Annotated in this window: 24 protein-coding genes; 11 read left to right on the top strand and 13 right to left on the bottom strand. The window is 53.8% G+C overall.

The genetic code is table 11. The annotated features are described in order from the left end of the window. Nucleotides 1-15 precede the first annotated feature (15 nt). Nucleotides 16-768, top strand: coding sequence for a LytR/AlgR family response regulator transcription factor (locus ACQKLP_RS02235; RefSeq protein WP_427319650.1), 753 nt, complete (start codon nt 16-18; stop codon nt 766-768). On the opposite strand, the gene chrA is transcribed toward ACQKLP_RS02235, so the two are convergent. Beyond that, nucleotides 769-1,938, bottom strand: coding sequence for a chromate efflux transporter (gene chrA / locus ACQKLP_RS02230; protein WP_427319648.1), 1,170 nt, complete (start codon nt 1,936-1,938; stop codon nt 769-771). It lies immediately after the preceding gene. 191 nt (nt 1,939-2,129) lie between these two features. Between chrA and ACQKLP_RS02225 the strand changes: the two genes are divergently transcribed. After that, entirely contained in the window at nt 2,130-3,176 is a 1,047-nt protein-coding gene (locus ACQKLP_RS02225) for a hypothetical protein (RefSeq protein ID WP_427319646.1), read from the top strand. Here the strand turns inward: ACQKLP_RS02225 and ACQKLP_RS02220 are convergent. The 4 genes from ACQKLP_RS02220 to asnS form a co-directional block, all read right to left on the bottom strand. Beyond that, nucleotides 3,173-3,397 carry a hypothetical protein gene (locus ACQKLP_RS02220; RefSeq protein WP_427319644.1) on the bottom strand — a complete coding sequence of 75 codons (225 nt, stop codon included), beginning with the start codon at nt 3,395-3,397 and terminating at the stop codon, nt 3,173-3,175. The two genes, ACQKLP_RS02225 and ACQKLP_RS02220, sit on opposite strands and share 4 nt — an antisense overlap. A 131-nt stretch (nt 3,398-3,528) precedes the next feature. Continuing rightward, nucleotides 3,529-4,485, bottom strand: coding sequence for an isopenicillin N synthase family dioxygenase (locus ACQKLP_RS02215; protein ID WP_427319642.1), 957 nt, complete (start codon nt 4,483-4,485; stop codon nt 3,529-3,531). A gap of 55 nt (nt 4,486-4,540) precedes the next feature. Further along, on the bottom strand, nt 4,541-5,062 hold the full coding sequence (locus tag ACQKLP_RS02210; RefSeq protein ID WP_427319640.1) for an ExbD/TolR family protein: 522 nt from the start codon (nt 5,060-5,062) through the stop codon (nt 4,541-4,543). Nucleotides 5,063-5,248: 186 nt separating this feature from the next. Beyond that, nucleotides 5,249-6,685: an asparagine--tRNA ligase gene (gene asnS / locus ACQKLP_RS02205; protein WP_427319638.1), complete on the bottom strand. Its 1,437-nt coding sequence runs from the start codon at nt 6,683-6,685 to the stop codon at nt 5,249-5,251. Nucleotides 6,686-7,049: 364 nt separating this feature from the next. On the opposite strand from asnS, the gene rho reads away from it, so the two are divergent. Further along, complete coding sequence (rho, locus tag ACQKLP_RS02200) at nt 7,050-8,771, top strand: transcription termination factor Rho (protein WP_427324353.1); 1,722 nt, start codon at nt 7,050-7,052, stop codon at nt 8,769-8,771. Nucleotides 8,772-8,845: 74 nt separating this feature from the next. Here the strand turns inward: rho and ACQKLP_RS02195 are convergent, their stop codons facing one another. The 6 genes from ACQKLP_RS02195 to ACQKLP_RS02170 all read right to left on the bottom strand — a co-directional run bounded on the left by ACQKLP_RS02195 (nt 8,846) and on the right by ACQKLP_RS02170 (nt 13,229). Then, a complete protein-coding gene (locus ACQKLP_RS02195) occupies nt 8,846-9,319 on the bottom strand; it encodes a hypothetical protein (RefSeq protein WP_427319636.1) in 474 nt (157 codons plus the stop codon). Nucleotides 9,320-9,680: 361 nt separating this feature from the next. After that, complete coding sequence (locus ACQKLP_RS02190) at nt 9,681-9,869, bottom strand: hypothetical protein (protein ID WP_427319634.1); 189 nt, start codon at nt 9,867-9,869, stop codon at nt 9,681-9,683. A gap of 127 nt (nt 9,870-9,996) precedes the next feature. Beyond that, nucleotides 9,997-10,611, bottom strand: a complete 615-nt coding sequence (locus ACQKLP_RS02185) for an outer membrane beta-barrel protein (protein ID WP_427319632.1) — start codon at nt 10,609-10,611, stop codon at nt 9,997-9,999. Between the two features lie 133 nt (nt 10,612-10,744). Then, nucleotides 10,745-11,353, bottom strand: a complete 609-nt coding sequence (locus ACQKLP_RS02180) for a TetR/AcrR family transcriptional regulator (protein WP_427319630.1) — start codon at nt 11,351-11,353, stop codon at nt 10,745-10,747. A gap of 284 nt (nt 11,354-11,637) precedes the next feature. Then, on the bottom strand, nt 11,638-12,612 hold the full coding sequence (locus tag ACQKLP_RS02175) for a deoxyhypusine synthase family protein (RefSeq protein WP_427319628.1): 975 nt from the start codon (nt 12,610-12,612) through the stop codon (nt 11,638-11,640). Between the two features lie 173 nt (nt 12,613-12,785). Then, nucleotides 12,786-13,229, bottom strand: a complete 444-nt coding sequence (locus ACQKLP_RS02170) for a hypothetical protein (RefSeq protein ID WP_427319626.1) — start codon at nt 13,227-13,229, stop codon at nt 12,786-12,788. Nucleotides 13,230-13,646: 417 nt separating this feature from the next. Between ACQKLP_RS02170 and ACQKLP_RS02165 the strand changes: the two genes are divergently transcribed. The 6 genes from ACQKLP_RS02165 (at nt 13,647) to ACQKLP_RS02140 (ending at nt 18,604) form a co-directional block, all read left to right on the top strand. Beyond that, nucleotides 13,647-14,237 carry an ACP phosphodiesterase gene (locus ACQKLP_RS02165; RefSeq protein ID WP_427319624.1) on the top strand — a complete coding sequence of 197 codons (591 nt, stop codon included), beginning with the start codon at nt 13,647-13,649 and terminating at the stop codon, nt 14,235-14,237. A 54-nt stretch (nt 14,238-14,291) separates the two neighbouring features. Beyond that, entirely contained in the window at nt 14,292-14,921 is a 630-nt protein-coding gene (locus ACQKLP_RS02160) for a DUF2911 domain-containing protein (RefSeq protein ID WP_427319622.1), read from the top strand. 381 nt (nt 14,922-15,302) lie between these two features. After that, nucleotides 15,303-16,442, top strand: coding sequence for a cystathionine gamma-synthase (locus ACQKLP_RS02155; protein ID WP_427319620.1), 1,140 nt, complete (start codon nt 15,303-15,305; stop codon nt 16,440-16,442). Between the two features lie 93 nt (nt 16,443-16,535). Next, entirely contained in the window at nt 16,536-17,315 is a 780-nt protein-coding gene (locus ACQKLP_RS02150) for a TIGR02757 family protein (RefSeq protein WP_427319618.1), read from the top strand. Nucleotides 17,316-17,330: 15 nt separating this feature from the next. Then, on the top strand, nt 17,331-18,269 hold the full coding sequence (locus ACQKLP_RS02145; RefSeq protein ID WP_427319616.1) for a DUF6263 family protein: 939 nt from the start codon (nt 17,331-17,333) through the stop codon (nt 18,267-18,269). Beyond that, complete coding sequence (locus ACQKLP_RS02140; protein ID WP_427319614.1) at nt 18,269-18,604, top strand: hypothetical protein; 336 nt, start codon at nt 18,269-18,271, stop codon at nt 18,602-18,604. Before ACQKLP_RS02145 ends, ACQKLP_RS02140 begins: the two co-directional genes overlap by 1 nt. 64 nt (nt 18,605-18,668) lie before the next feature. Here ACQKLP_RS02140 and ACQKLP_RS02135 read toward each other — a convergent pair whose 3' ends face one another. Both ACQKLP_RS02135 and ACQKLP_RS02130 read right to left on the bottom strand, forming a co-directional pair. Next, nucleotides 18,669-19,331 carry a sterol desaturase family protein gene (locus ACQKLP_RS02135; RefSeq protein ID WP_427319612.1) on the bottom strand — a complete coding sequence of 221 codons (663 nt, stop codon included), beginning with the start codon at nt 19,329-19,331 and terminating at the stop codon, nt 18,669-18,671. A 66-nt stretch (nt 19,332-19,397) separates the two neighbouring features. Continuing rightward, a complete protein-coding gene (locus ACQKLP_RS02130) occupies nt 19,398-21,332 on the bottom strand; it encodes a serine hydrolase (protein WP_427319610.1) in 1,935 nt (644 codons plus the stop codon). Between the two features lie 56 nt (nt 21,333-21,388). On the opposite strand from ACQKLP_RS02130, the gene ACQKLP_RS02125 reads away from it, so the two are divergent. Then, a complete protein-coding gene (locus tag ACQKLP_RS02125; protein WP_427319608.1) occupies nt 21,389-22,405 on the top strand; it encodes a fumarylacetoacetate hydrolase family protein in 1,017 nt (338 codons plus the stop codon). 9 nt (nt 22,406-22,414) lie between these two features. After that, nucleotides 22,415-23,302, top strand: a complete 888-nt coding sequence (locus tag ACQKLP_RS02120) for a flavin reductase family protein (protein WP_427319606.1) — start codon at nt 22,415-22,417, stop codon at nt 23,300-23,302. Nucleotides 23,303-23,351 lie beyond the last annotated feature (49 nt).

Genomic DNA, 23,351 nt, shown 5'->3' with positions numbered 1-23,351 from the left:
CAAATTGGAAGACCCATGATCCGTGCAGTAATCATTGACGACGAGCGGAACAGCCGGGATATTATTTCCCTCATGCTGCAACGCTATTGCCCCGACATCGAAGCGGTGGCACAGGCGGGGAATTGCCGTGAAGGGATCGCCCAAATCCGCGAGCAGCGCCCGCAACTCGTGTTCCTCGATCTCGAAATGCCCGACGGCACCGGGTTCGACGTGCTCACAGGCGCCTACGACTCCACTTTCGAAACCATTTTCGTAACCGCGTTCGAGAAACGCTATCTCCATACCATCCGCTTCAGTGAAGTGGAGCTGATCCTCAAACCCATCGACCGCGAAAGCCTCCAGCAGGCCGTGCAGGCCGTTCGCCAGCGCCTCGGATCGCCCGGGCGCCAGGAGCGGTACGATGTGCTCCTCCACAACTTCGGCAAAACCTCCCGCGACGTTCACCAGATCGTGATCCCCCTTACCGGCGGCGGCGAATTCGTAGCCCCGGTGGAAAATATCGCGTACGTCGAAGGCGGCACCGATAAAACCCTCTTCAGCCTTTCCAACGGCGACCTACTCCAGTCGCGCCGCCCCTTCCGCTATTACACGGAGCTTTTCGCCGGGATGCGCTTTTACCAGGTCAACAATCACCAGATGGTGCAGTTGCCCCACATCCACCACATCGACCACGACCGGCTGCAATTGCATTTGCACAACCAGTCGGTACTCGACATCACGGAACGCCGGAAGCGGGAACTGGCCAGCGTTTGGCGGCAACAGGCCTGATTACAGGAGCGCGCCCGCCAAAATGCAGGCGATAACGATCACGGGGGAAGGAAGTTTCGTAAAGCAAAGCAGGCACAACGTAGTGACCATCAGCAGCACGTTGTACCAGGTAACGGGGATGGATATGAAGAGGAAGATGGTAGCCGCCCACATCACGCCCACCACCACCGCATTGATCCCTTCGAGGGCGCGGTAGATCACCACATGTTTTTTCAGGTTGTTCCAGATAGGGAAGAAAAACAGTACCAGCAGCATGCTCGGCAGGAAAATAGCCACCGGCGCGATGATGCAGCCGAGGAACTGGTACCCCGGCCCCAAACTGCGCATGACCATGCCGCCCACATAGGCAGACACCGAAAAGGTGGGGCCCGGCATCGCGCGCATGATCCCCGCGCCGGTCAGCAGCTCTTCGGCAGACATGAACTGGCTTTTGGAGCGGAACACGTACTGTTCCAGCATCATGGCGATGAGAATGTCGCCCCCGCCGAAAACGAGGCTTCCGAAACGGTAAAAGTTCTCGAACAGGTTGAACGGCCTCCGGGTGATCCAGTTATTGGTACGCGCCATTTCCGACATCACGCCCGCCGCCACGAAAATGAGCGCAAACAGCCAGAGGTTGCCCCACTGGATCTTCTTTCTCGGTTCGTTGATATCGGGGATGCGCTTGTCGCTGAAGTTGGAAATGGTGCCGCCGAGGATGATGAGCGCGGGGAACGTCCACGGGGATTTGAAAAAGAACGCCGCCGCCATGGCTACCACCATGATGACGAAAGTAGCGGTATTGCGGATACTGATCTGGTAGGCGCGGATGCCGCCGAAGGCGAGAAAGCCCACGGCCATGGGCTGCACATATTTGAAGATATCCACGCTGAGGGCCCGTTTGTCCATGAATTGCAGCAAAAAGCTGAGGGAGCCCATGAGCAGGCAGGCCGGTGTGATCCAGATGGCGAGGGTGGCTACCGCGAGGGGAATGCCGCCGCGTTTGTACCCGATGAGGGTGAGGGTCTGGGAACTGGAAGCGCCCGGCAGCAACTGGCAGAACGCATTATATTCCATCAGTTCCTTCTCCGTAACATCCCGGCGCTGTTGCACAAAGGTTTTCATCATCATGGCCAGGTGCCCCTGCGGGCCGCCGAATGCCGTGAAGCTGTGCAACAAGACTGCTTTCAAAAATGAGATGTGACGTAAAAACACGTTGGGATATCAGTTCGCCCCTCAATTTCCAGTAAAATAATGAAATATTCAAATCCCGCCCCTAAATGTGCCTGATAATCCGTGGGTTAGCAAGGCATAAATCTTGTACGTACAAACTGGCGAAACATTTGGTTTCGTTTAGGCGTTAAAGAAATAACAGCATTCCCATGAAACGTCTTCTGACAGGCTTTTTCCTTGCGCTGGCCTGCGCCGCCCATGGACAGCTTTCCAACTACAACAGCCAGGCGTACTGGTCGCGGTTCACGCTGCAGTCCCAACAGGAGCGACCCGCCGGCAGCGATACTTCGCTCGTTTTCGTCACCAACCGGTTCATACATCCCGACAGTCTGCGTTTCGTGGACGAATTCATAGACACCTCGGCCCTGAAGTACTTTTTCCTGGAAAAGCAGCAGGGGACCTGGAAAGTGTACCCAGAGCCCACGCTCGCCGAAGCCATGGGCCACCTCCCGCGCCACCGCGACATCGTCGTATATGCCGAGGGGATGGGCAAAATCTTCACATCCAACGTGGAACGGGCACAGCTGATGAGCGCGCAATACGCCGTGAACGTGGTCATGTTCGACTACGCCAGTATCAATACCACTTACAAACCATCGAAAAACTTCCGGTTCGCGCGGCAGAACGCACGGCTTTCCGCGCCGCAATACCTGCAATTGCTGCGTACCATACAGGCCGCCCGGGAAAACGGGGAGCCCTGGACCGAGGGCGTCTCCATTTCCACGTTCTACCACAGTATGGGCAATATCATCCTCGAGCAAATGATGAAGGGGAAAGACACGGGCGTGCTGGCGGCGAACGCCTCCCCGTTCGTAGACAATCTCATCATCAACGCAGCCTGCGTGCCTATGCGGCGGCATGCCCGCTGGGTGGAAAAGATCCACTTCGCGAAGAACGTTTTCGTGCATTACAACAAGCGCGATCTGCAGCTGAAAGGCGCACATCTGCTCACGCTGAAGCGGCAGTTGGGAGAAAAGGTGCCCAGGCGCCAGCGGGCTTCCAATGCGCAATACGTCAACTTCCTGGAACTGGCGCGCTGGCAGCATAGTTATTTCATGAATTTCCCCTACAACGAATACCGCCTCAATGCCGCGATGGTCGCTTATTTCAACCGGTTGTTCAATGGCAAGGGAGTAACCGCGGGAGAGCTAACGGCCCTTCAGGCGAGCGCCCCCGCAGCTACGGCCAGCAACTAGCGGCCGCCCATCATGGCAGCCACGTCGAGGCCCGGCGGTTCGATGCGCGGGCCGGTGGTGCCGGTTGATTCGGTGCGTAATCCGGTAGTTGGATCTTTCGGGTCGCCGTTCCTGACGGGTGGCAATGTGGGCAGATCGCCCGTTGCTTCGTCTACGGGAGTGCCGCCGGTGATGATCCTCATGTCATCCATCGCCAGCGGGATAAATTGATGGGTATGCATGCCGGAAATAACGCAATTCTGCCCCCTTCGGTTTTCGTTCATTCCTGTTCATTCCCTGAACAGAGTTTCATAGTTGTTCAGGAGCAGGCACAAAATACCCGGAACGCGGGCTCCGGGCAGGTCAATGATTCTTATTTTTTCAGGCCGATCTCGCGCAGGCGCTCGTCCAGGTACTCGCCGGCCGTAATGGGCTCATATGCTTCGGGGTGACTGCCGTCCACACATTGCGCCAGGCACGTAAGATCCATGTCTGACTTGGGATGCAGGAAAAACGGGATGGAAAACCGCGAGGTATTCCACAGCTCGCGCGGCGGGTTTACGACGCGGTGCGTGGTCGATTTCAAACGATTGTTGGTGAGGCGCTGGAGCATGTCTCCCACGTTCACGACGATCTGGTCGGGCAACGACGTGACCGGCACCCATTCCCCCTGTTTATCCAGAATTTGCAATCCGTCGGCCGAAGCGCCCACGAGCAAAGTAATTAAATTAATATCCTCATGCTGCTCCGCCCGGATGGCCGAAGCAGGTTCCTGGGTGATGGGCGGGTAATGGATGGCGCGCAGGATGGAATTGCCGTTGTGTATCTTTTTATCGAAGAAATGCTCGTCGAGCCCGAGGTACAGCGCAATCGCCTGGAGGAGCGAATTGCCCGCGGTTTCGAACCCGCGGTACGCCTTGTACAGCGTAGGCGTGAATTCCGGCACTTCTTTTACCGTCACGTTATTGGGATAGCTTTCCTTTATGGGGTCATCGTCTTCCACCGACTGCCCGAACTGGAAAAACTCCTTCAGATCGGGCGCATCGAACCCCTTTGCGTGTTCCTTCCCGAAAGAAGTATATCCGCGCTGGCCCGCCAGTTCAGGGATTTCGTACTTGCTTTTGGTGCTGGCCGGCAACTGGAAGAAAGCGCGGACATTGTCGTACAGCTGCTTGATGAGCTCATCGGAAATGCCATGGTTTTTCACGGCTACGAACCCGACTTCTTCATACGCTTTGCCCAGGGCTGTCACGAACGCTGCTTTCTTTGCGGCATCGCCGGAGCGGAAATCCGCCAGGTCAACGGAGGGGATGGAATGAACGGTTGCCATATCGATAGTGTTTTGGAACACTAAAGGTAAGGGAAAAACCCTCCCACCGCGCGCCCTAACGCTGCAACAATTTCTCCTCCTGCGGTGTTATGTCGGCCAGCGAATACCGCGCCACGCGGTTGATCTTCATCTCGTCGAGCGCATCCACCACATTGCCGTAACTGGCGCCGTTCTCCGCTTTTATCAACACGATCAGTTCTTCCGGATCGCCCCATTTTGCGGCTACGGCGCGCTGCCGGGAGCGGATCACTTCGCCGATACCGTTCTGCGCGGAAAACGTGCTATGCTGCAGCTGTGGCGGCTTCGCGGGATCGTCGCCCGTTCCTTCGTACCACGAAATGGTGCGGTCGCTGCGAACGAGCAGGGTGATGGATTTGCTTTCGGCTACCGGCGTGAAAGCCCCGTCTGCCGGCATGATCAGCGGTAAGGCCTTCGGTTCGGCGAGCGTGGTGGTCAGCATGAAAAACGTAATGAGGAGGAAGCCGAGATCTACCATGGGCGTCATATCCACACGGGTAGAGCGTTTCGTACTGCGGCGGCCTTTGCCTTTTTGCGGGGAAGTGATCATTTCTGCCATAGGGAAAGGTTTGAAAAGTGAAGAAATTCCGGCGGCGGGAGCGAAACCCGCCGCCGTGATTACACACACTGTATTGTTTTGCTCAATTACCTCTAGGATGCAGCCGCCGGGCTTTTCCACAAACATACTTGCATAAAAAAAGCAGGCGGGATGCGCCTGCTTTCTTATATAGATAATTGTATCCGGCTAGAATTCCGCGCTCTTGGGCGTGCGGGGGAAGGGGATCACGTCGCGGATGTTGGTCATACCGGTCACGAACAGCACCAGGCGCTCGAAGCCGAGGCCGAAACCGGCGTGGGGCGCGGTGCCGAAGCGGCGCGTGTCCAGGTACCAGTACAGCTCTTCCACGGGGATGCCCAGTTCGTTCATGCGGGCCACGAGCTTGTCGTAGTTCTCTTCCCGCTGCGATCCGCCCACGATTTCGCCGATTCCGGGGAACAGGATATCCATCGCGCGGACCGTTTTCCCGTCGTCGTTCTGTTTCATGTAGAACGATTTGATGGCGGCGGGATAATCGGTCAGGATCACGGGTTTCTTGAAGTGTTTCTCCACGAGGAAGCGTTCGTGCTCGCTCTGCAGATCGGCGCCCCAGGCATCGATCGGGTAGGTGAACTTCTTGTTTTTGTTGGGCTTGCTGTTGCGGAGGATCTCGATGGCCTCGGTGTAGGTGATCCGCTCAAACTCGTTGTTGAGCACGAATTCGAGTTTTTCGATCAGCCCCATTTCGCTGCGCTCGGCCTGCGGCTTCTGTTTTTCTTCGTCCGCGAGGCGCTGGGTGAGGAATTCGAGGTCTTCGCGGTTATTGTCCAGCGCGAATTTGATGACGTATTTGATGAACTCTTCGGCGAGGTCCATATTGTCTTTCAGTTCATAGAAAGCCATTTCCGGTTCGATCATCCAGAATTCCGCCAGGTGGCGGGCGGTGTTGGAGTTTTCTGCCCGGAAGGTGGGGCCGAAGGTGTAGATATCGCCGAAAGCCATGGCGCCGAGCTCGCCTTCCAGCTGACCGGAAACGGTGAGGTTGGTGGAGCGGCCGAAGAAGTCTTCCTTATAATCGATTTCGCCGGCCTCGTTGCGGGGCGGGTTCTTCATGTCGAGGGTGGTGACGCGGAACATTTCGCCGGCACCTTCTGCGTCAGACGCGGTGATGATGGGCGTATGGAGGTACACGAACCCTTTCTGGTGGAAGAACTGGTGAACGGCGAACGCCAGGGAGTGGCGGATCCGGAATACGGCGCCAAAGGTGTTGGTGCGGAAGCGCAGGTGGGCGATTTCGCGCATGAATTCCAGGCTTTGTTTCTGGGGCTGGATGGGATAGGCTTCGGCATCGCAGTCGCCCAGGATCTCCAGGCTGGCGGTTTTCAGTTCCACGCGCTGGCCTTTTCCGAGCGAGGGGATGATCTCGCCGGTGACGCTGATGGCGGCGCCGCGGGTGATACGCCGGAAGGTGGCGGGGTCCATGTCGGCCTCGTTTACCACTACCTGAAGATTATTATTGGTTGAGCCATCGTTCAGCGCTATAAACTGGTTATTGCGGAAGGTGCGCACCCATCCTTTAACCGTTACTTCATAGTTTGTCCTTTCGTCCTGGAGGACCTGCCTGATTTTTACTCTTTGGCTCATATCAATATGTGTTTTGAATTGAGTTGCAAAAATAGACAAATTCGGATGACGAAAATCGGCTTTTTGAACAGGGGCGGGGATTACAGGCGGGCCAGTGCATGAGCGTAAATCGTTATGCGTTAGGGCGGAGGGTTCAACATTTTTTTGGAGAATCGTAAAATTAGTGCTAAACTTGTGTCCTCAATCTGTCTGATTAAGTTCCTTTTTTGCCATCTTCATCAGCAGTCACCTAACCACAGGTGATCCCATCAAATTAATGATCAAGACTTTATTATTGACACAAAACAATTATTTGTTAATTGGTGTATGTTGGTATGCAGTGGTACCCGCCTTACGACACTTCTAAATTTTACAAAAACAGATGATGTACGACATCTTACAACTGAACGACATGCTCGTTCCTGAACTACTTGACATCGCCGAGAAGCTGGAAATTCCCAACGCAAAGAAACTGGACAAGCAAACACTCATTTATAAAATACTCGATAAACAAGCCGTGATAGCCTCAGAAGATAAACCAGGTAACGGAGATGAAAAGAAAGTGAGGAAAAGGAAACCGGTAGGAACGAAAAAAGACGAACCCGCCCCGGCCCCCGCTCCTCAGAAATCCGCTCCCCACCCCGAAGAAGAAGACGAAAAACCCGCCGCCAAGAAAAGCCGAAAAGCCGCCACCACAAAAGTTTCCAAACCAGAAGACGAAGAAGAGATCAAAGCCCCTCCGGCTAAGCGCAAGATCGATATCGACCTCGACATTCCGTCTTTGACGTTCGATGACGACGACGACATCGTGCTGCCCGCGCTTACCGAAGAGGAAGAAGAACCGGCCATCATTCCGGAAGAAGAAGCGGAAGACGACTTCGTAACCGTAGCGGAACCCGTAGCGCCCATCAAGCCGCAACAACCTGTTGCCAACAATCCGCAACAGCAACAACATAAATACCCGAAAAAAGAACCGGTATTCAACATCGAGTTCGACGGCGTGATCCTCTCCGAAGGCGTCCTGGAAATGATGCCCGACGGTTACGGCTTCCTCCGCTCCTCCGATTACAACTACCTCAGTTCCCCCGACGATATTTACGTTTCTCCCAGCCAGATCAAACTTTTCGGTCTCAAAACGGGCGACACCGTTCGCGGCTCCGTTCGTCCGCCGAAAGAAGGCGAAAAATACTTCGCCCTGCTGAAAGTGGAAACCATCAACGGCAAAACGCCAGAGGAAGTGCGCGACCGCGTGCCTTTCGACTACCTGACGCCGCTGTTCCCCTTCGAGAAACTGCACCTGACCACTACGGCCAACAACTATTCCACCCGTATCATGGACCTCTTCACGCCCATCGGTAAAGGCCAGCGCGGCCTTATCGTGGCGCAGCCGAAAGTAGGTAAAACCATGCTGCTGAAAGAAGTTGCCAACGCCATCGCCACCAACCACCCCGAGATCTATCTCATGGTAGTGCTGATCGATGAACGCCCCGAGGAGGTGACCGATATGGAACGTTCCGTGAAAGCGGAAGTGATCGCCTCTACGTTCGACGAGCCCGCCGAAAAACACGTGAAAGTTTCCGCCATCGCCCTGCAGAAAGCGAAACGCCTCGTGGAATGCGGGCACGATGTAGTGATCCTGCTCGATTCGCTCACCCGTCTCGCCCGTGCCCACAATACCGTGGCCCCTGCTTCCGGTAAGGTGCTCTCCGGTGGTGTGGAAGCGAACGCCATGCAGAAACCCAAACAGTTCTTCGGCGCCGCCCGTAAAATCGAAAACGGCGGTTCCCTCACCATCCTGGCTACCGCGCTGATCGACACCGGCTCCAAAATGGACGAGGTGATCTTCGAGGAATTCAAAGGTACCGGTAACATGGAGCTCGCGCTGGACCGCCGCCTGGCCAACCGCCGCGTATTCCCGGCCATCGACGTTACCGCATCTTCTACCCGCCGCGACGATCTCCTGCTGGAAAAAGACGTGCTCCAGAAAGTATACATCCTCCGCAATCACCTGGCAGACATGAACACGGAAGAATCCATGAACTTCATGCTCCAGCACATGCGCGGAACACGGAACAACGAAGAATTCCTGATCACTATGAACAGATAGGAGAACAGGTTTCAAGGATAATGAAAAGGGCCGGTACCACGAGGTATCGGCCCTTTTCGTTATTCATCGGTCTACTACGGAATTATCGATTTCCGGCGAATGAACATTTGATAATTTTCACATGCTACGTAAAAAGTACCTATTTCCACCCTTCCAAAAACACTTCCAAATTGACGTTGGGTAAACGTTTCTTTCTCCACGATTGTACCGCTTGCATTTTTGATGCATAACTCGTATTCATCGTCTAAATTAATACTAGTTAAAAACTGTACATCTACCCGAAAGCTATAACTGTGTGCAGGAGGCATCCCCGGATGGAAGATGTACGAAAGCGCTACCGCCGAATTATATGGATACGACAGGATTACACTTTCCTGAAACGCAGCCATATCAAATATCCACATCCCGGTAATTCTTGGTCCGAATGGATAAGTATTGTCAATTGTGAGGTAACTACCGCACCTCGGCTCACTTGGCTGAGGTGATTTAAAGGACATTGACGTCAGGACAAAGACGGGCAACATTAAAAGCAGGAGCTTTTTGATCATAGGTGTTTTATTTTATCGGGTTAAAAAATATCGGGTTTCCGTATATCCGTTTTATATAGTAATTCAAAGATAAAAAAAGAGACTGCAATATGCAGTCTCTTTTCCTTTTTTACACTGATTTCCGTTTATCGATGCGGGTATGCTATGGTAAGTTCCGTGTGCGTCGCTTCTTCCATCGGGCCGTGCGGAGGGCGCGGCGGTGCCGGTGGTGTGGGCGGTCTGCCATGGTGGTGGCGCGGTGGTTTCGGCGGCCTTGGCGGCCGGGGCACCGCGCACGATGCGGCAAACATGATGGTTGCCAGTGCAATGACTCCTCCGGTTTTCCAATTCCTTTTCATATCCCAACATTTTTAATTTCTCATTAGTGCTTGTGCTTTTTTTGCTGGCCCGGCGCGAAGGGTTTGGCGGATTTGGTGCCGTAAACTTTCTTCGCCTGGCCAGGCGGCATGCCGTGCGGGTGGCTTGGGTGACTGTGACGTTCTACCACGCAACTGCCGAACATTAATGTGCCGGCCAATGCAAAAAGCAGGTGTACTCGGTTAAATTTCATAGCTGGTTAAAATTAATCTATGCTTGTAATGCAAGTAGCAAGCCAAAATTCTCAACAGGCGTAAAAAATGAAAAAAGGCGTTGTCTATCAGAGACAACGCCTTTATAAAAAACGCTAATATCAAGTATTAGAACAGGAAGGAAGCACCCACCCGGAAAGACTTGATGAAGTTGAAATCGAACTCGCTTCTCTTTGTTTTTACTCCACCTACTTCAGCTTTGTCAGTCAGATTTTCGTAGGAAATACCGCCGAGGTTACCTTCCAGCATCAGGTGTTTACCTACCAGGTAAGAAATACCAGGCATGAGGTTAGCTTTAATACCGGTGGTTTTGAAGGTTTTTACGTCGTTTACTTCTGTGCTACCGAAACCATAAGAAACATTCGCTTCGCTTGTGAAGTATACTTTGGAATCAGCAATCTGGCAATAGTTACGTACGAATACGCCAGGAGCAATGAAGTTGTCTTTGTCTTTGGTTTCCAGGGAACCTACTTCTTTTTTAGTAGAACCGAAGGTACCGTCTACGAATACACCTACCATCCATTTGTCGCTAAGTGCGTAACCAGCTTTAGGGCTCAGCGTAATGTCGGAAACAGTAGTTTTGTTGTCAGCACCGTCAACTTTCACGGTGTTGGATTTGAAACCGAGGGTACCACCTACCAGGAAGTTACCTTTCTGCACCTGAGCTTTGGCGAATTGAGTTCCGAACAGGGCCAGTGCGGCCATAACGATCATCTTTTTCATCTGTCGTACAATTTTGAGTTTAATATGTCAATGATTGAATCGCTTAATTCATGTTTCTACATACATGTCTAGCAATCGGGGAGGAAAGCAGGTTTCGGTCGAATAAAATGGTTTTCGGATATAGTTTTCCGGGTTATCGCAAACCGTTGAAGAAAATGGTTAACACACTTCTTTCGCGGTTCATGAATTCTTTTATATTGTCGGCGTTTTGAAGGTCGAAATCCGCGGCCTGCCACTTGCACCAGTTGATCCAGAATCCGAACAACACCTGTACAAGTAAATCGGCCGTATAGGCAGGATCATGCTTTTCCGAAACTTCACCCAGTTTGATCCCTTTCCGGATCCAGCTGGAAATGAAGCAGATTTCCGACTGGTGGACCATTTCCCCGATCTGCCGCATGAGGCTGCTCGGTTTGTCGCTCACCCACATATGAATGCCGAACAGGAAATGATATTCCAGTAAAATCCTTTCTTTTACCGACAGGTAGCGGTCCAGCACCTCACTCACGGAAACCGCCGTTTCGAGGAAGCTGCTGATATCCTTGAAGCTCCCGCTCACGATCCGTTCCACTACCGCCACATAAATGCGCTCCTTGTCGGAAAAATAATAATACAAAGACCCTTTGCTGATCTCCAAATCCTTCGCGATTTCGTCCATAGTCGTCTTGGCCAGGCCAAAGCGTTTGAACCGCTTCAGCGCCGCCTCCAGTATCGCTTCCCTCTTTTGATCCTGTTCGGCCATTGTTGGACTTTGCAAAACCGCGTTTGACTTTTTGACTTTGCGGGTCAAATGTAGGAAGTTTTTGGAACCTGCAAAAAAAATTTCTGCCTGATTTTAAAGAACTACAAAAATTGTGAATATGTAACACAATTGCTCTGCAAACATAAAGAAATATTTAATATTTCGCATATGTATCTTGAAAGATTTTGTTAAAACGGCAGCGTAGGGAGTTTCGGGGCTTCGGGGTCGGGTATTCGGGGAAAAAAGGAGGCCGCATCATGCGGCCTCCAGGGAAAAATATTTGCTTACCAGCCGAGCAGGTAGGCGAAGATGAGCGGCGCCACGATCGTAGCATCCGACTCAACGATGAACTTCGGCGTATTGATATCCAGCTTGCCCCAGGTGATCTTCTCATTGGGAACGGCGCCGGAATAGGAACCGTAGGAAGTTGTAGAATCGGAAATCTGGCAGAAATAGCTCCAGAACGGAACGTCCGTCCACTCAAGGTCCTGGTACATCATGGGCACCACGCAAATGGGGAAATCGCCCGCGATGCCGCCACCGATCTGGAAGAAGCCTACGCCCTTGCCAGCGGAGTTATTGCGGTACCAGTCGCTCAGCCAAACCATATATTCGATACCGCTCTTCATGGTAGAAGCTTTCAGCTCGCCTTTGATCACGTAGGAAGCGAAGATGTTGCCCATCGTGCTGTCTTCCCAGCCCGGAACGATGATGGGAATGTTCTTTTCAGCGGCGGCCAGCATCCAGCTGTTTTTCGGATCGATCTCGTAGTTTTCCTTCATCACACCGCTCAGCAGCAGTTTATACATGTATTCGTGCGGGAAATAACGCTCACCGGCGGCTTCCGCATCTTTCCAGATTTTATGGATGTGCTTTTGGATGCGGCGGAATGCTTCTTCTTCAGGGATGCAGGTATCGGTTACCCGGTTAAAGCCCTGCTCCAGGAGGTCCCACTCTTCCTGCGGGCTCAGGTCGCGGTAATTAGGCACGCGCTTGTAGTGCGTATGGGCCACGAGGTTCATGATATCTTCCTCGAGGTTGGCGCCTGTACAGGAAATGATATCGACCTTTCCGGCACGGATCATTTCCGCGAATGAAATCCCCAGTTCAGCGGTGCTCATGGCGCCTGCCAGGGTTACCATCATCTTGCCGCCCTCCAGCAAATGCGTCTCATATCCTTTTGCTGCATCTACCAGTGCCGCCGCATTGAAGTGGCGGTAATGATGCTGGATAAATTGTGAAACAGGTCCTTTAGTCATTACAGTACGTGTTTTACTTGTGTATACAAGCCGCAAAGGTACACTTTTCAAGGGCACAAAATGTCAAAAAGATCATAAACCACCGCCCCGGTCCATTGGTGACCAGGCACAAAAAAACCGTCCCGGCGTTACCCGGGACGGTCATACTGACTGAAACTAAAACTAAAACTCGGTTATGCTTTCTGCAATTTCTTCAGGCGGGTGAGGTTACCGTCAGAATCGGATTTCAGCACCGTCCAATGCGTGTCGCTTTCCAGGGTCACAACGTAAGTGGTAGAACCTTCTGCTTCATATTCCACGATGTTGTTGATCTTCTGGTCGGGATACTTCTTCATGAGGCGGGTGATCACGTTCAGCGGCAGGTCTGCATCGCCGATATAACGGCTCGTGGCCAGCAGGTTGCCTTCGCGGTCGTAATGCGCGGTCACTTTCCGGGCGTGCATGGTGAATTTGGCCACATACTTGTCGGAAGTCGTGTACCAGGACACGCTTTCGGCCGTAGCGAACTCCTTCTTGAAGGATTCCAGCACTTTTTTGTTGTCAATGGTTTCGTCGAAGGCAAAAGCGCCCGTCGCGAATACGGTTACCAGGGTCAGAATGGCGATAATCTTTTTCATGGCGGAAAAATTTTAATCAGGATTTAAAATGTTTTAGAATGCGGTGTGTGATTTGATGCTGTAAAATTAGTGCGGCCCTTAGCGGTTGACAAGGGAATAGTTATGACTGGCACGCCCATGTGAAGCCTATGTTATGTGCGTTATAACGCATACGTAAAACGCATAGTTACCGCAGCGCGAAACCCGCCGGGGCCGCGGGGTTGAGCGGAAAGAAGAAATGTTGCACGCGCCAGGGTTAAGACTTTGTTAAAGTGATCGGGCGGTGACGACCGGCAGTGGCTGGAAAAGCTTTTCCGAAAACGGACAGCGTGTATCGGAAGCGGACGGTGCGGGGAATAATACCTATCTTCGGAGGAGCGGAAACGCTTGATTGTCGTGCTTTTGCCGCTTATCTGTGTGAAATGCCGCTTGTATCGTATGAATTATCTCGCCCACGCATATTTATCTTTTCATGATCCGGATGTGATGGCCGGACAGCTGATCGCCGACTTCGTGAAGGGGAAAAAGACGGAAGATTACCCGGCGCCCCTTCGCAAAGGGATCATTCTCCACCGTGCGCTCGACGATTATACCGATCATCATCCCGCCTCCAAAACGGCCCGGGAGCTCTTCCGCCCCAGTTCCGGCCTTTACGGCGGCGTATTCCTCGACGTGGTGTACGACCATTTCCTGGCCAACGACCCGCAGCGGTTCTCCCTCCCCGCGCTCGCCCGGTTCGCGGACGAGACCTATGCCGCGGTGAACGGGCGCCTCCCGCAGCTGCCCCCCGCATTCCGCCAGATGTTCTCGTTCATGCAGTCGCAAAACTGGTTATACCATTATCATGAGCGCATCTCCATCTTCCGCAGCTTCGGTGGCATCGTGCGCCGGTCCAAATATTACCCGCACCCGGCAGACGTGCCCTATGGCGTGTTCAACGACCATTACGCAGCCCTCCGCGATTGCTATAACGCCTTCATCCCCGACGCCGAAAACTTTATGAAATCTCTCACATCTGAACTTTCCTGATTTTCGGAAAAACACGTAGGTTTGGGGCCGAATTCAACCTATCATTCAAAGTATATGAATACGCTCAAATCTCTGCTCGTTATAGCCGGCCTCGCCGTTTGCAGCATCGCCGGCGCCCAGGACCGTAAAATGCCGCCGGTAGACCCCAGTCCCATGGACATGGCCTATTACCCTGTCATGTACCCGTACGTGTGCAAGGTGAAGGGCGAGCCCGGTGCGCTTGTGGCCAGGGCCATTTTCAGTCGCCCGCAGAAAAAAGGCCGTCCCATCTTCGGGAACCTCGTGGAATACGGAAAAGTTTGGCGCCTCGGGGCCAACGAAGCCACGGAAGTGGAGTTCTTCCGCCCGGTGAACATCGGCGGCAAATCCGTTCCCAAAGGCCGGTATACTATTTACGCCATCCCCAGCGAAACCAAATGGACGGTCATCCTGAACAAACAGACCGACATCTGGGGCGCCTATAAATATGAGCCTCAAATGGATATAGTGCGCACGGAAGTGCCGGTGATCGCTTCCCCCGAAGAGATCGAAGCGTTCAGCATGGTGTTCGAAAAGGCGGCTTATGGCGCCAATCTGCTCATGGGGTGGGACAAAACCCAGGTATCCCTCCCCATCCGCTGGTCGGATGCCAAGGTGGTGGCTTCGGCAGACAAGCCGAAATCCGGCAAGCCCGGCCGTAAATAAATCTCCGGAAATCAACGATATGCAAAAAGGCAGCGGGTACGCTGCCTTTTTTTTATGACTACAGTTTGAAACATGGGGCCTAAAGAAAAAAGCGGTAAGAATACCGCCTTCAGAAAATTTTAACCATATCCTATGAAAAACCTGAGTTAAAATTATCGGAAATCTTCATACATCCCACCGCATTCTAGTGAACGCGTGCTTTTATCTCGTAAGCGATGGAAATGGGCGGGCGTAGTTCGGATAAGTGTTCAAAATCCCCCCAAATCCGCACTGCGGCACGATTTCAGCGGAAACGGGATAGCACGTACGTGTAATATTGGGCCGGAATGTTGGGGCGGGTAAATTCGTTAACTTTGGTATTCCCATAAAATACAGCAAAACATGAAGTTAGGTACAAAGCTGATCCATGCGGGCGTTGAGCCGGACCCGTCTACCGGGGCCATCATGACCCCGATCTTCCAGACGTCCACCTATGTGCAGGCCGCGCCGGGCGATCATAAGGGCTACGAGTACGCCCGTACGCAGAACCCCACCCGCGACGCCCTCCAGAAAGCGTTGGCTGCCATTGAGAACGGCAACCACGGGATCTGCTTTGGCAGCGGCCTCGCGGCCACGGACGCCATCATGAAGCTCCTCGCCCCGGGCGATGAAGTAGTGGCTTCCAGCGACTTATACGGCGGCACCTTCCGGATTTTCACCAAAGTCTTCGCCAAATACGGGATCAGGTTCCATTTCGTGGACCTGCAGGACGCCGCCCAATTGAAGCAGCACCTGAATGCCGCCACGAAGCTCGTGTGGATCGAGACGCCCACCAATCCCATGCTCAATATCATCGACATCGCCGCCTGTTCCGCCATCGCGAAGGAAAAGGGCGTGCTGCTGGCGGTAGACAATACCTTCGCATCGCCGTACCTCCAGAACCCGCTGGATTTGGGGGCCGACATCGTGGTGCATTCCGCCACCAAATACCTCGGCGGGCATAGCGACGTGGTGCATGGCGCGGTGATCGTGAAAGACGGCGCGCTCGCCCAACAGCTGGCCTTCATCCAGAACAGTTGCGGCGCCGTGCCGGGGCCGCAGGATTGCTTCCTGGTGCTCCGCGGCATCAAGACGCTCCATGTGCGCATGCAGCGCCATTGCGAGAACGGCGAGGCCGTGGCCCGCTTCCTGCGGGCGCACCCGAAAGTGGATAAGGTGTACTGGTGCGGGTTCGAAGATCATCCCAACCACGACATCGCCAAAAAGCAGATGCGCGGTTTCGGCGGCATGATCTCTTTTACGTTGAAAGACGATAGTATGGACGCGGCCCTGAAGGTTTTGAGCGGCACTCACCTTTTTTCGCTGGCAGAATCGCTGGGCGGCGTGGAGAGCCTGATCGGGCATCCGGCGTCGATGACGCACGCGTCTATCCCGCGCGAGGAGCGGCTGAAGAACGGGTTGACGGACTCGCTGATCCGTTTGAGCGTGGGCATCGAAGATGTGGAAGACCTGGTGGCCGATTTGAAAAAAGCGATCGGCTGATTGGATTGTTGCGTCAATCTGCTTACTTTTAGCGCATTACACCTACATGCCCCCCCGTTCTTGCAAAGGGCCGGGGGCATTTTTCCATATACTATGACCATGAAGTTCCAGCAACTGAAAGAATTTTTGGATGCCAAAGCGGAGCATTACGACCAGCCGGGATTTATCGCCGGCGACCCGGTGAGCATCCCGCACCGGTTCACGAAGCTCCAGGACATTGAGATCGCGGGACTTTTCGCGGCCATTCTGGCCTGGGGGAACCGTACCACCATCATCAACAAGTGCACCGAGTTGATGGGGCTGTTTGACAATGCTCCGTACGATTACATCGTAAACCACGAACCGAGGGACCGGATGAAGCTCATGCATTTCCGGCACCGCACGTTCAACGGGCTGGACCTGCTCTATTTTACAGAGTTCCTCCAGCATTACTATTCCAACGTCACTTCCCTGGAATTCGCGTTCAGCGGGTATCTCCAGCCGGAAGACACCAACGTCGAGAACGCCCTCACCGGGTTCCAGAAGATGGTATTCGCCATGGAGCATCCGGAACGGACCCGCAAGCACATTTCCACCCCCGCGCGCAACAGCGCCTGCAAAAGGCTGAACATGTTCCTTCGGTGGATGGTCAGGCAAGACAAAAATGGCGTGGATTTTGGACTATGGAAGCAAATTTCTCCGTCGCAACTCGTGTGCCCGGTAGATATACACGTCAGCCGCGTGGCCGCAAGGCTCGGCCTCATCCAGAGCGCAGACGCGAACTGGAAAACGGCCCTTGAGCTCACCAGCCAGCTGCGGCTCATGGATCCCGCAGACCCCGTGAAATATGATTTCGCGCTGTTCGGGCTCGGGGTCATCGAAAAATACGTTTGATCAAAGTACGAGATAATGAAGAAACTCACCGGACTGGTAGCGATGTGCTGCCTCGCTTTATCCCTCTCCGCGCAGGATTATGTGGAGCTGAACTACAACTTGAAGACGGGTAGCGAATTTACGCTCAGCCAGGAAAGCCGCAGTGAAACCTACATGACGGTACAGGAAGTGGTGCAACGGACAACCCGCGATTATAATAATAAAATGTCCGTCAAAGTCACGGACGCCGCGCCCGGACGGTTCACCATGCATTGGTCTTACACCGATATCAAATTCAACTTCAACGCCAAAAACCAGAATATTTACGTAGACGCCAAAACCGACCATCCGGACGAGCCCCTGCAAGGCGCCCTCAAGCTCATGCTCAACCAACCCTTTACCGTTGAGATCCAGGGCAATGGCACCATCAACAAGGTGGAAGGGCTCGACCAGCTCATGGAAAAAGCCGCGGAAGCTTTCGCCAAGCTGAAATCGGACGAGCGCGACGCGTATAAAAAACTCCTCAAAGACCAGTTCGGCACAGACGCATTCCGCGGATGGCTGGAGCAACTGCTTGTCATTTACCCCGTTCACGGCATCAAGAACGGCACCCAGTGGGAGGAAAGCGTTCCCCTGCGCGGGGGGCTCAAAGGCCGGGTAGACCTGTACTGGAACCTCCAGCACTGGGACGGGCAAACGGCCAAGGTCAACGCCGAAGGCAATATCAAAACCGACCGGGTCGAAACCTTCACCATTGAAGACGGTATCCAGGCCACGGCCGCCATCGAAGGGAAGCTCGTCACCAATTACCTCATCCTCCGCGAAAGCGGGTTCCCCAGCATCGCCGTACAAAACACGGAAATGAACGGTAAATACGTTTATCTCGCCAATCGCAAAAAGCAATTGAAAAAGGACCTGACCGTGCCGGTAAGAATCGTGACGAACGCATCCTACAAGATCAAGCAGGTTAAATAATGGAAAAGAAGTACCTGGAAGCCACAGGGTCCTGGCTGCAGGAAAACGCCGGCATCCAGCTGCCTTCCGCATTTTCCCTCGAAGACCTCGAACGGGCCCTCGCGGCGCAGATCGAGATGCTGGTGGAACGGGATTTCCAGCAATTCGTACTGTTGCTCTACCAGGTGGATGTGTCGGAAAGAAAGGTGAAAGACATCCTCGCTTCGCAAAATTACCCCGAAGTGTACCGGTCTATCGCCCGGCTGATCATCGACCGGCAGACCGAAAAGATCATTTCCCGCGAAACGTACCGCCAGCCGCCCGATCCGCAGGCCAGCGAAGAAGAAAAATGGTAAAACGAATATACACGCGAACGGCTCCGGAATCCCCGGAGCCGTTCGCTATTTCAGTTGTATCGTGTCACTTTTCGAACATGAGCGATTTCACTTTGTCTTTATCTTCCTTCTCCTTTTCCAGGTCGAAGAAAGTCCCGAAAACGCGGTCCCAGAAAGCGGAGCTCACCCCGAACCCCTTTTCTTCGCTTTTGTAGTGGTGCAGGTGATGATTGCGCCAGAGCGGCTTCATGAACCGGAACGGCGGGTTCCAGGCGTGGATGGCGTAATGCATGCTGCCGTACATCAGGTAACCAAGCAGGAAACCGGGGAAAAACATGAACGTGTATTGCCGCAGGAAGATATACTGCGCCCCGAAGATCAGCGAAGCCAAAATCAGGCTGGGCACCGGCGGCATGAAGAGCCGCTGCTTGTCGCGCGGGTACTCGTGATGGTTACCATGCAGCACATAAATGAACCGCGTCATCCGCGGACTGTCCGATATCATATGAAAAATGAACCGGTGCATGATATACTCGAAAAACGACCAAAAGAACATGGCCCCCAAAAATATCAGCGCGATGCGGCCAATGCTGAAGCCCAACGTGTCGTAACTGTAAAACAGCGAATATCCGATCAGCGGAAGGTACATCCCCCAGATCACGAGGGGGTGGGTTTTGGTCAGCATTTCCAGATACCGGCTTTCAAAAAGTCTTGCCTGTCCTTTATTCTTGATCTTCTCAAACTTCATGACTCCCAAATTTTAATTAAACCATTTAGTTAATCAGTAACAGGAGTAGGGAACTAAATGTTTTGGTCATTGTCTGGGCAACAACCGGGGCACAATCACCAATTCGTAATCTTTCAGCTGCAAATATCGGATCAATTTACGCAATTGAAAATAAAATTTATCGTTCCGCCTGGCGTCCGTTCCCGCATGCAAAAGGAGCAAAAATCCGTCCAACCCGCCCGGATGGCCGGCTTCATATTCCACGATGGATGCATAAATCCGGTCGCTGGAAACGTAGGATTTACCCATTTCGGGATAGGTATAATCCGCATTGGAGCGGGTCCCGGGCGTAAAATTGACGAGTTGCATCCCCAGGTCGTGCGTCCACTGCACAATGGTATCGTTGTACCATTCATACGGCGGCAGAAAGAAATGCGGTTCCGGAAGGCCCAGGCGCGCCATGGCACGGAGGTTCATGTCAAGATCGGATTCGAATTGGGGCCGGGTAACGAGCAGGCTGTCGCGCTTTTTCCAGTCGCAGTACAGCAGATGCCGCCCGGAATGGGGGCCCAGGTAATTCCCGTCGGCCTGCAGGCGGCGGACCAGCGGCGCGAAGGCCGGATTTTCATAAAATTCGCCCGTAAAAAAGAACGAGCCCTTCACGCCCAGGCTTTTCAGCGTTTCCGCGATATGCATCCCGCCATCCGCAAACTCGTGTGCGGTAAACACGAGCGCCAGCCGCTTTTTCGTTGTATCCCCCCGCGTGATGGCTTTCGGTTTTTCACCCAATCCGGCCACGGCCTCCTGGAATTTAGAGAGGTTGGGCCGCTGAAGGGGGCGATGTTCCAGCGTGTAGTTGTACAGGATATCCCCCACTTCGCGGAAGAACGGGTACCCCACTTCCTCGTATTCGTATTTACCGTCGTTCAGCACCCCGTCGCGGTTCACGTAAATGTTCCCGGAAACCATGAATTCGACATCGTTTTTAAAGTCCGCGAAATACGCCACGTCGGTCAGGTAGCCGTAACTCCAGCCCGTTTTGTTGAATACGCGGATGTGACCGGGAATTTTCCGGCGGCCGTCTTTAAATCGGAAAAACTTGGTGTAGCTATCGAAAAATTCGGAGGTATCGTATCGAGGATGGTCGCTTTCGGAGGGCAGTGCCGCCATCCAGCGGTATAAAAACCGGTAATCTTCTTCCTGCAGATCGAATTTCCCTTTGCCGGCGCTTTCCGGGAAGATCACGGAGCGGAGGAGGCGGTGCAGATCTTCCAGCGGGAAATAATTATGTTTCGTAAAATCCATGGGCGCATGGATGAGGCTGTCGTTTTTATCCCAATGCGAATGGCCTGCCAAAATCTTTTTGCTATAATCGAAAGCCTCCGGATTGTAGGCTGCCGGCTGGTTATAGATTGTTTCGCCGTTTTGCGTGAAGCGCACGGGATTGGTGTGGCGGTTCTCTTCTTCGGTCATGGGAACGAAGCGCCGGACGATGCGCACATCCTCGTAACCCTTTGCCCGCAGCTGATCGTGGAGGTATTGCTGGCCGAGGAATTCGTACAGCCGGTTGTAGGCGTCGTTATCGGAGACGAGGAATATTTTTTTGATGTAATGGGCGATGGAAGGGAGGCCGTTGGCGGCGGATGTGTCCGTCAGCACCCGGGTTTGCCCGCTCCAGGCGCTGTCTGTGAGCATGGGCGTCCATTTCCAGATGCCCAGTTTCCGCAATTTTTCCAGTGCGAGGAAGGCCAGCGGCATTTTGACGGTGGACGCGGGATTGAAATACTGATTCCGGTCGGTCTGGAAATGCCAGTCGCGGAACTGCGGTTTGCCGGAGGTGTTGCGGGTGATGGTGGTGAAGATCAGCTGAATGTGGAACGAGTCCGGATTGCCGAGCACATGCCGCAGTTGCGGGGAGGCGCGTTGGAACAGGAGATCGCGGAAAGGCGCGTCTGTCCGGCCTTGCGCGGCCGCACTGCCGCAATAGCACAGCAAAAGGCAGAAAAGGAACGGTCTTGGCATATCTTAAAGCTATAAAAATCCGATATATTTGGCGGCAGAACACCAAAACGTATTTCATGAAACTCGTTACCTATGTACGGGAAGACGTTGACCAGCTGGCCATGCTCGTTAACGGCACCCTGTACAATATGCAGGACCTCCATCCCGAATTGCCTTCCACGATGCATATGTTTTTGCAGATGTGGGAAGAGGTGATCGACCTCGCCAAGGCGATAGACGCCCGGCTGAAGGAAGGTCATTCCCCCCGCTCCAACGTTCACGGCGTGCCGTTTGCCGGCGTGCAGCTCCTGGCGCCGGTGCCTTTCCCGACCAGTTGCCGCGACGGGTACGCGTTCCGCCAGCATGTGGCCGCGGCGCGGAGGAACCGGAAGGTAGACATGATCCCCGAGTTCGATCAATATCCCATCTTCTATTTCACCAATCATAACGCCATCCAGGGCCCCGGCGATATTTTCTGCATGCCCGACCATTTCGACAAACTCGATTTCGAGCTGGAAGCTGCCGTCGTGATCTGTAAGCGCGGCCGCAACATTACCGCCGCGGAGGCCGACGATTACATCGGCGGGTACATGATCATGAACGACATGAGCGCCCGCACCCTGCAGATGGAAGAAATGAAGCTCAATCTCGGGCCCGCCAAGGGCAAGGATTTCAGTACCGTCATCGGCCCCATGCTCGTTACGCCCGATGAGCTGGCCCCCTATCTCATCCCCGCCAAAAACGGCCATACCGGCAACAACTTCAACCTCGGCATGCGCTGCCGCGTAAACGGCGTGCAGGTGAGCGAAGGCAATATGGGCGATATGGACTGGACGTTCGCCGAGATCATCGAGCGTTGCGCGTACGGGGCGGATATCCTTCCAGGGGACGTGATCGGCAGCGGCACCGTGGGCACAGGCTGCTTCCTGGAGCTCAACGGCACCGGCAAGCTCAATGATCCCAACTACCCCGAACAATGGCTGCAACCCGGCGATGTGGTAGAAATGGAAATCGATGGATTGGGTATTTTGACGAACACCATCGTGGCGGAAGAAACGGAATTTTCCATCCTGTCTTTAAAGAAAAATATTTAACCGCACGGCATGAGAGTAGATCCCTCGGAAGTCAAAACCTCCGTATTGCACGCGTACCTCCTGGGTGCGGTGGCGCCGCGCCCCATTTGCTTCGCCAGCACGGTGGATGCAGACGGGCAGCCGAACTTAAGCCCATTCAGCTTCTTCAACGTATTCGGCTCCAACCCGCCCACCCTCGTGTTCTCACCTTCCCGCCGCGTGCGCGACAACACCGTCAAGCACACCCTGGAAAACATTTACGCCACCCGCGAAGTGGTGATCAATGTCGTGAGCTATGCCATGGTCCAGCAAACCTCGCTTTCCAGCTGCGAATATCCCCGAGGAACGGACGAGTTCGTGAAAGCCGGCTTCACACCGCTGCCTTCCGAAAAAGTGAAACCTTTCCGCGTGGCGGAAAGCCCCGTCCAGATGGAATGTAAAGTGAGAGACATCATCGAGACCGGCACCGGTGGCGGCGCGGGCAACCTCGTTATCTGCGAGCCCGTTCTCCTCCACGTCAACGAAAACATTCTCGACACTTCCGGAAAAATCGATCCGCAGAAGATCGACCTCGTGGCGCGCATGGGGGCCGATTATTATTGCCGCGCCTCCGGAACGGCGGTGTTCGAAGTAGCCAAACCCAATACCCAACTGGGTATCGGCGTAGATGCGCTGCCGCCCGCCATCCGCAACAGCCACATCCTCACCGGCAATAATCTCGGGCAACTGGGCAACGTGGAAACCCTCCCGCCGGTAGACCCCGCTTTTGCCGACGAGCACCTCACCAACATCATCCAGTATTTTTCCATCAATCCCGAAGAAATGGAAAAAGAACTGCACCGCTACGCCAAACAGCTCCTCGATTCCCGCAAGGTAACCGAAGCCTGGCAGGTGCTGCTCGCAGGAAACCTGCACTGACAAAGGATCTCCACAAATAAAAAGCGGTCCCGGCATTACCGGGACCGCT

This window comes from Chitinophaga sp. NPDC101104 (assembly GCF_050277495.1).
In the GTDB taxonomy this organism is placed as follows: Bacteria; Bacteroidota; Bacteroidia; order Chitinophagales; family Chitinophagaceae; genus Chitinophaga.
This window is presented reverse-complemented; position numbering and strand designations above follow the sequence as displayed.

Excerpts from the sequence above, each read along its gene's own strand:
- ACQKLP_RS02235 (WP_427319650.1), top strand. The coding sequence starts at position 16 with ATGATCCGTGCAGTAATCATTGACGACGAGCGGAACAGCCGGGATATT.
- ACQKLP_RS02225 (WP_427319646.1), top strand. The coding sequence starts at position 2,130 with ATGAAACGTCTTCTGACAGGCTTTTTCCTTGCGCTGGCCTGCGCCGCC.
- ACQKLP_RS02220 (WP_427319644.1), bottom strand. The coding sequence starts at position 3,397 with ATGCATACCCATCAATTTATCCCGCTGGCGATGGATGACATGAGGATC.
- ACQKLP_RS02215 (WP_427319642.1), bottom strand. The coding sequence starts at position 4,485 with ATGGCAACCGTTCATTCCATCCCCTCCGTTGACCTGGCGGATTTCCGC.
- ACQKLP_RS02210 (WP_427319640.1), bottom strand. The coding sequence starts at position 5,062 with ATGGCAGAAATGATCACTTCCCCGCAAAAAGGCAAAGGCCGCCGCAGT.
- asnS (WP_427319638.1), bottom strand. The coding sequence starts at position 6,685 with ATGAGCCAAAGAGTAAAAATCAGGCAGGTCCTCCAGGACGAAAGGACA.
- rho (WP_427324353.1), top strand. The coding sequence starts at position 7,050 with ATGTACGACATCTTACAACTGAACGACATGCTCGTTCCTGAACTACTT.
- ACQKLP_RS02195 (WP_427319636.1), bottom strand. The coding sequence starts at position 9,319 with ATGATCAAAAAGCTCCTGCTTTTAATGTTGCCCGTCTTTGTCCTGACG.
- ACQKLP_RS02190 (WP_427319634.1), bottom strand. The coding sequence starts at position 9,869 with ATGAAATTTAACCGAGTACACCTGCTTTTTGCATTGGCCGGCACATTA.
- ACQKLP_RS02185 (WP_427319632.1), bottom strand. The coding sequence starts at position 10,611 with ATGAAAAAGATGATCGTTATGGCCGCACTGGCCCTGTTCGGAACTCAA.
- ACQKLP_RS02180 (WP_427319630.1), bottom strand. The coding sequence starts at position 11,353 with ATGGCCGAACAGGATCAAAAGAGGGAAGCGATACTGGAGGCGGCGCTG.
- ACQKLP_RS02175 (WP_427319628.1), bottom strand. The coding sequence starts at position 12,612 with ATGACTAAAGGACCTGTTTCACAATTTATCCAGCATCATTACCGCCAC.
- ACQKLP_RS02170 (WP_427319626.1), bottom strand. The coding sequence starts at position 13,229 with ATGAAAAAGATTATCGCCATTCTGACCCTGGTAACCGTATTCGCGACG.
- ACQKLP_RS02165 (WP_427319624.1), top strand. The coding sequence starts at position 13,647 with ATGAATTATCTCGCCCACGCATATTTATCTTTTCATGATCCGGATGTG.
- ACQKLP_RS02160 (WP_427319622.1), top strand. The coding sequence starts at position 14,292 with ATGAATACGCTCAAATCTCTGCTCGTTATAGCCGGCCTCGCCGTTTGC.
- ACQKLP_RS02155 (WP_427319620.1), top strand. The coding sequence starts at position 15,303 with ATGAAGTTAGGTACAAAGCTGATCCATGCGGGCGTTGAGCCGGACCCG.
- ACQKLP_RS02150 (WP_427319618.1), top strand. The coding sequence starts at position 16,536 with ATGACCATGAAGTTCCAGCAACTGAAAGAATTTTTGGATGCCAAAGCG.
- ACQKLP_RS02145 (WP_427319616.1), top strand. The coding sequence starts at position 17,331 with ATGAAGAAACTCACCGGACTGGTAGCGATGTGCTGCCTCGCTTTATCC.
- ACQKLP_RS02140 (WP_427319614.1), top strand. The coding sequence starts at position 18,269 with ATGGAAAAGAAGTACCTGGAAGCCACAGGGTCCTGGCTGCAGGAAAAC.
- ACQKLP_RS02135 (WP_427319612.1), bottom strand. The coding sequence starts at position 19,331 with ATGAAGTTTGAGAAGATCAAGAATAAAGGACAGGCAAGACTTTTTGAA.
- ACQKLP_RS02130 (WP_427319610.1), bottom strand. The coding sequence starts at position 21,332 with ATGCCAAGACCGTTCCTTTTCTGCCTTTTGCTGTGCTATTGCGGCAGT.
- ACQKLP_RS02125 (WP_427319608.1), top strand. The coding sequence starts at position 21,389 with ATGAAACTCGTTACCTATGTACGGGAAGACGTTGACCAGCTGGCCATG.
- ACQKLP_RS02120 (WP_427319606.1), top strand. The coding sequence starts at position 22,415 with ATGAGAGTAGATCCCTCGGAAGTCAAAACCTCCGTATTGCACGCGTAC.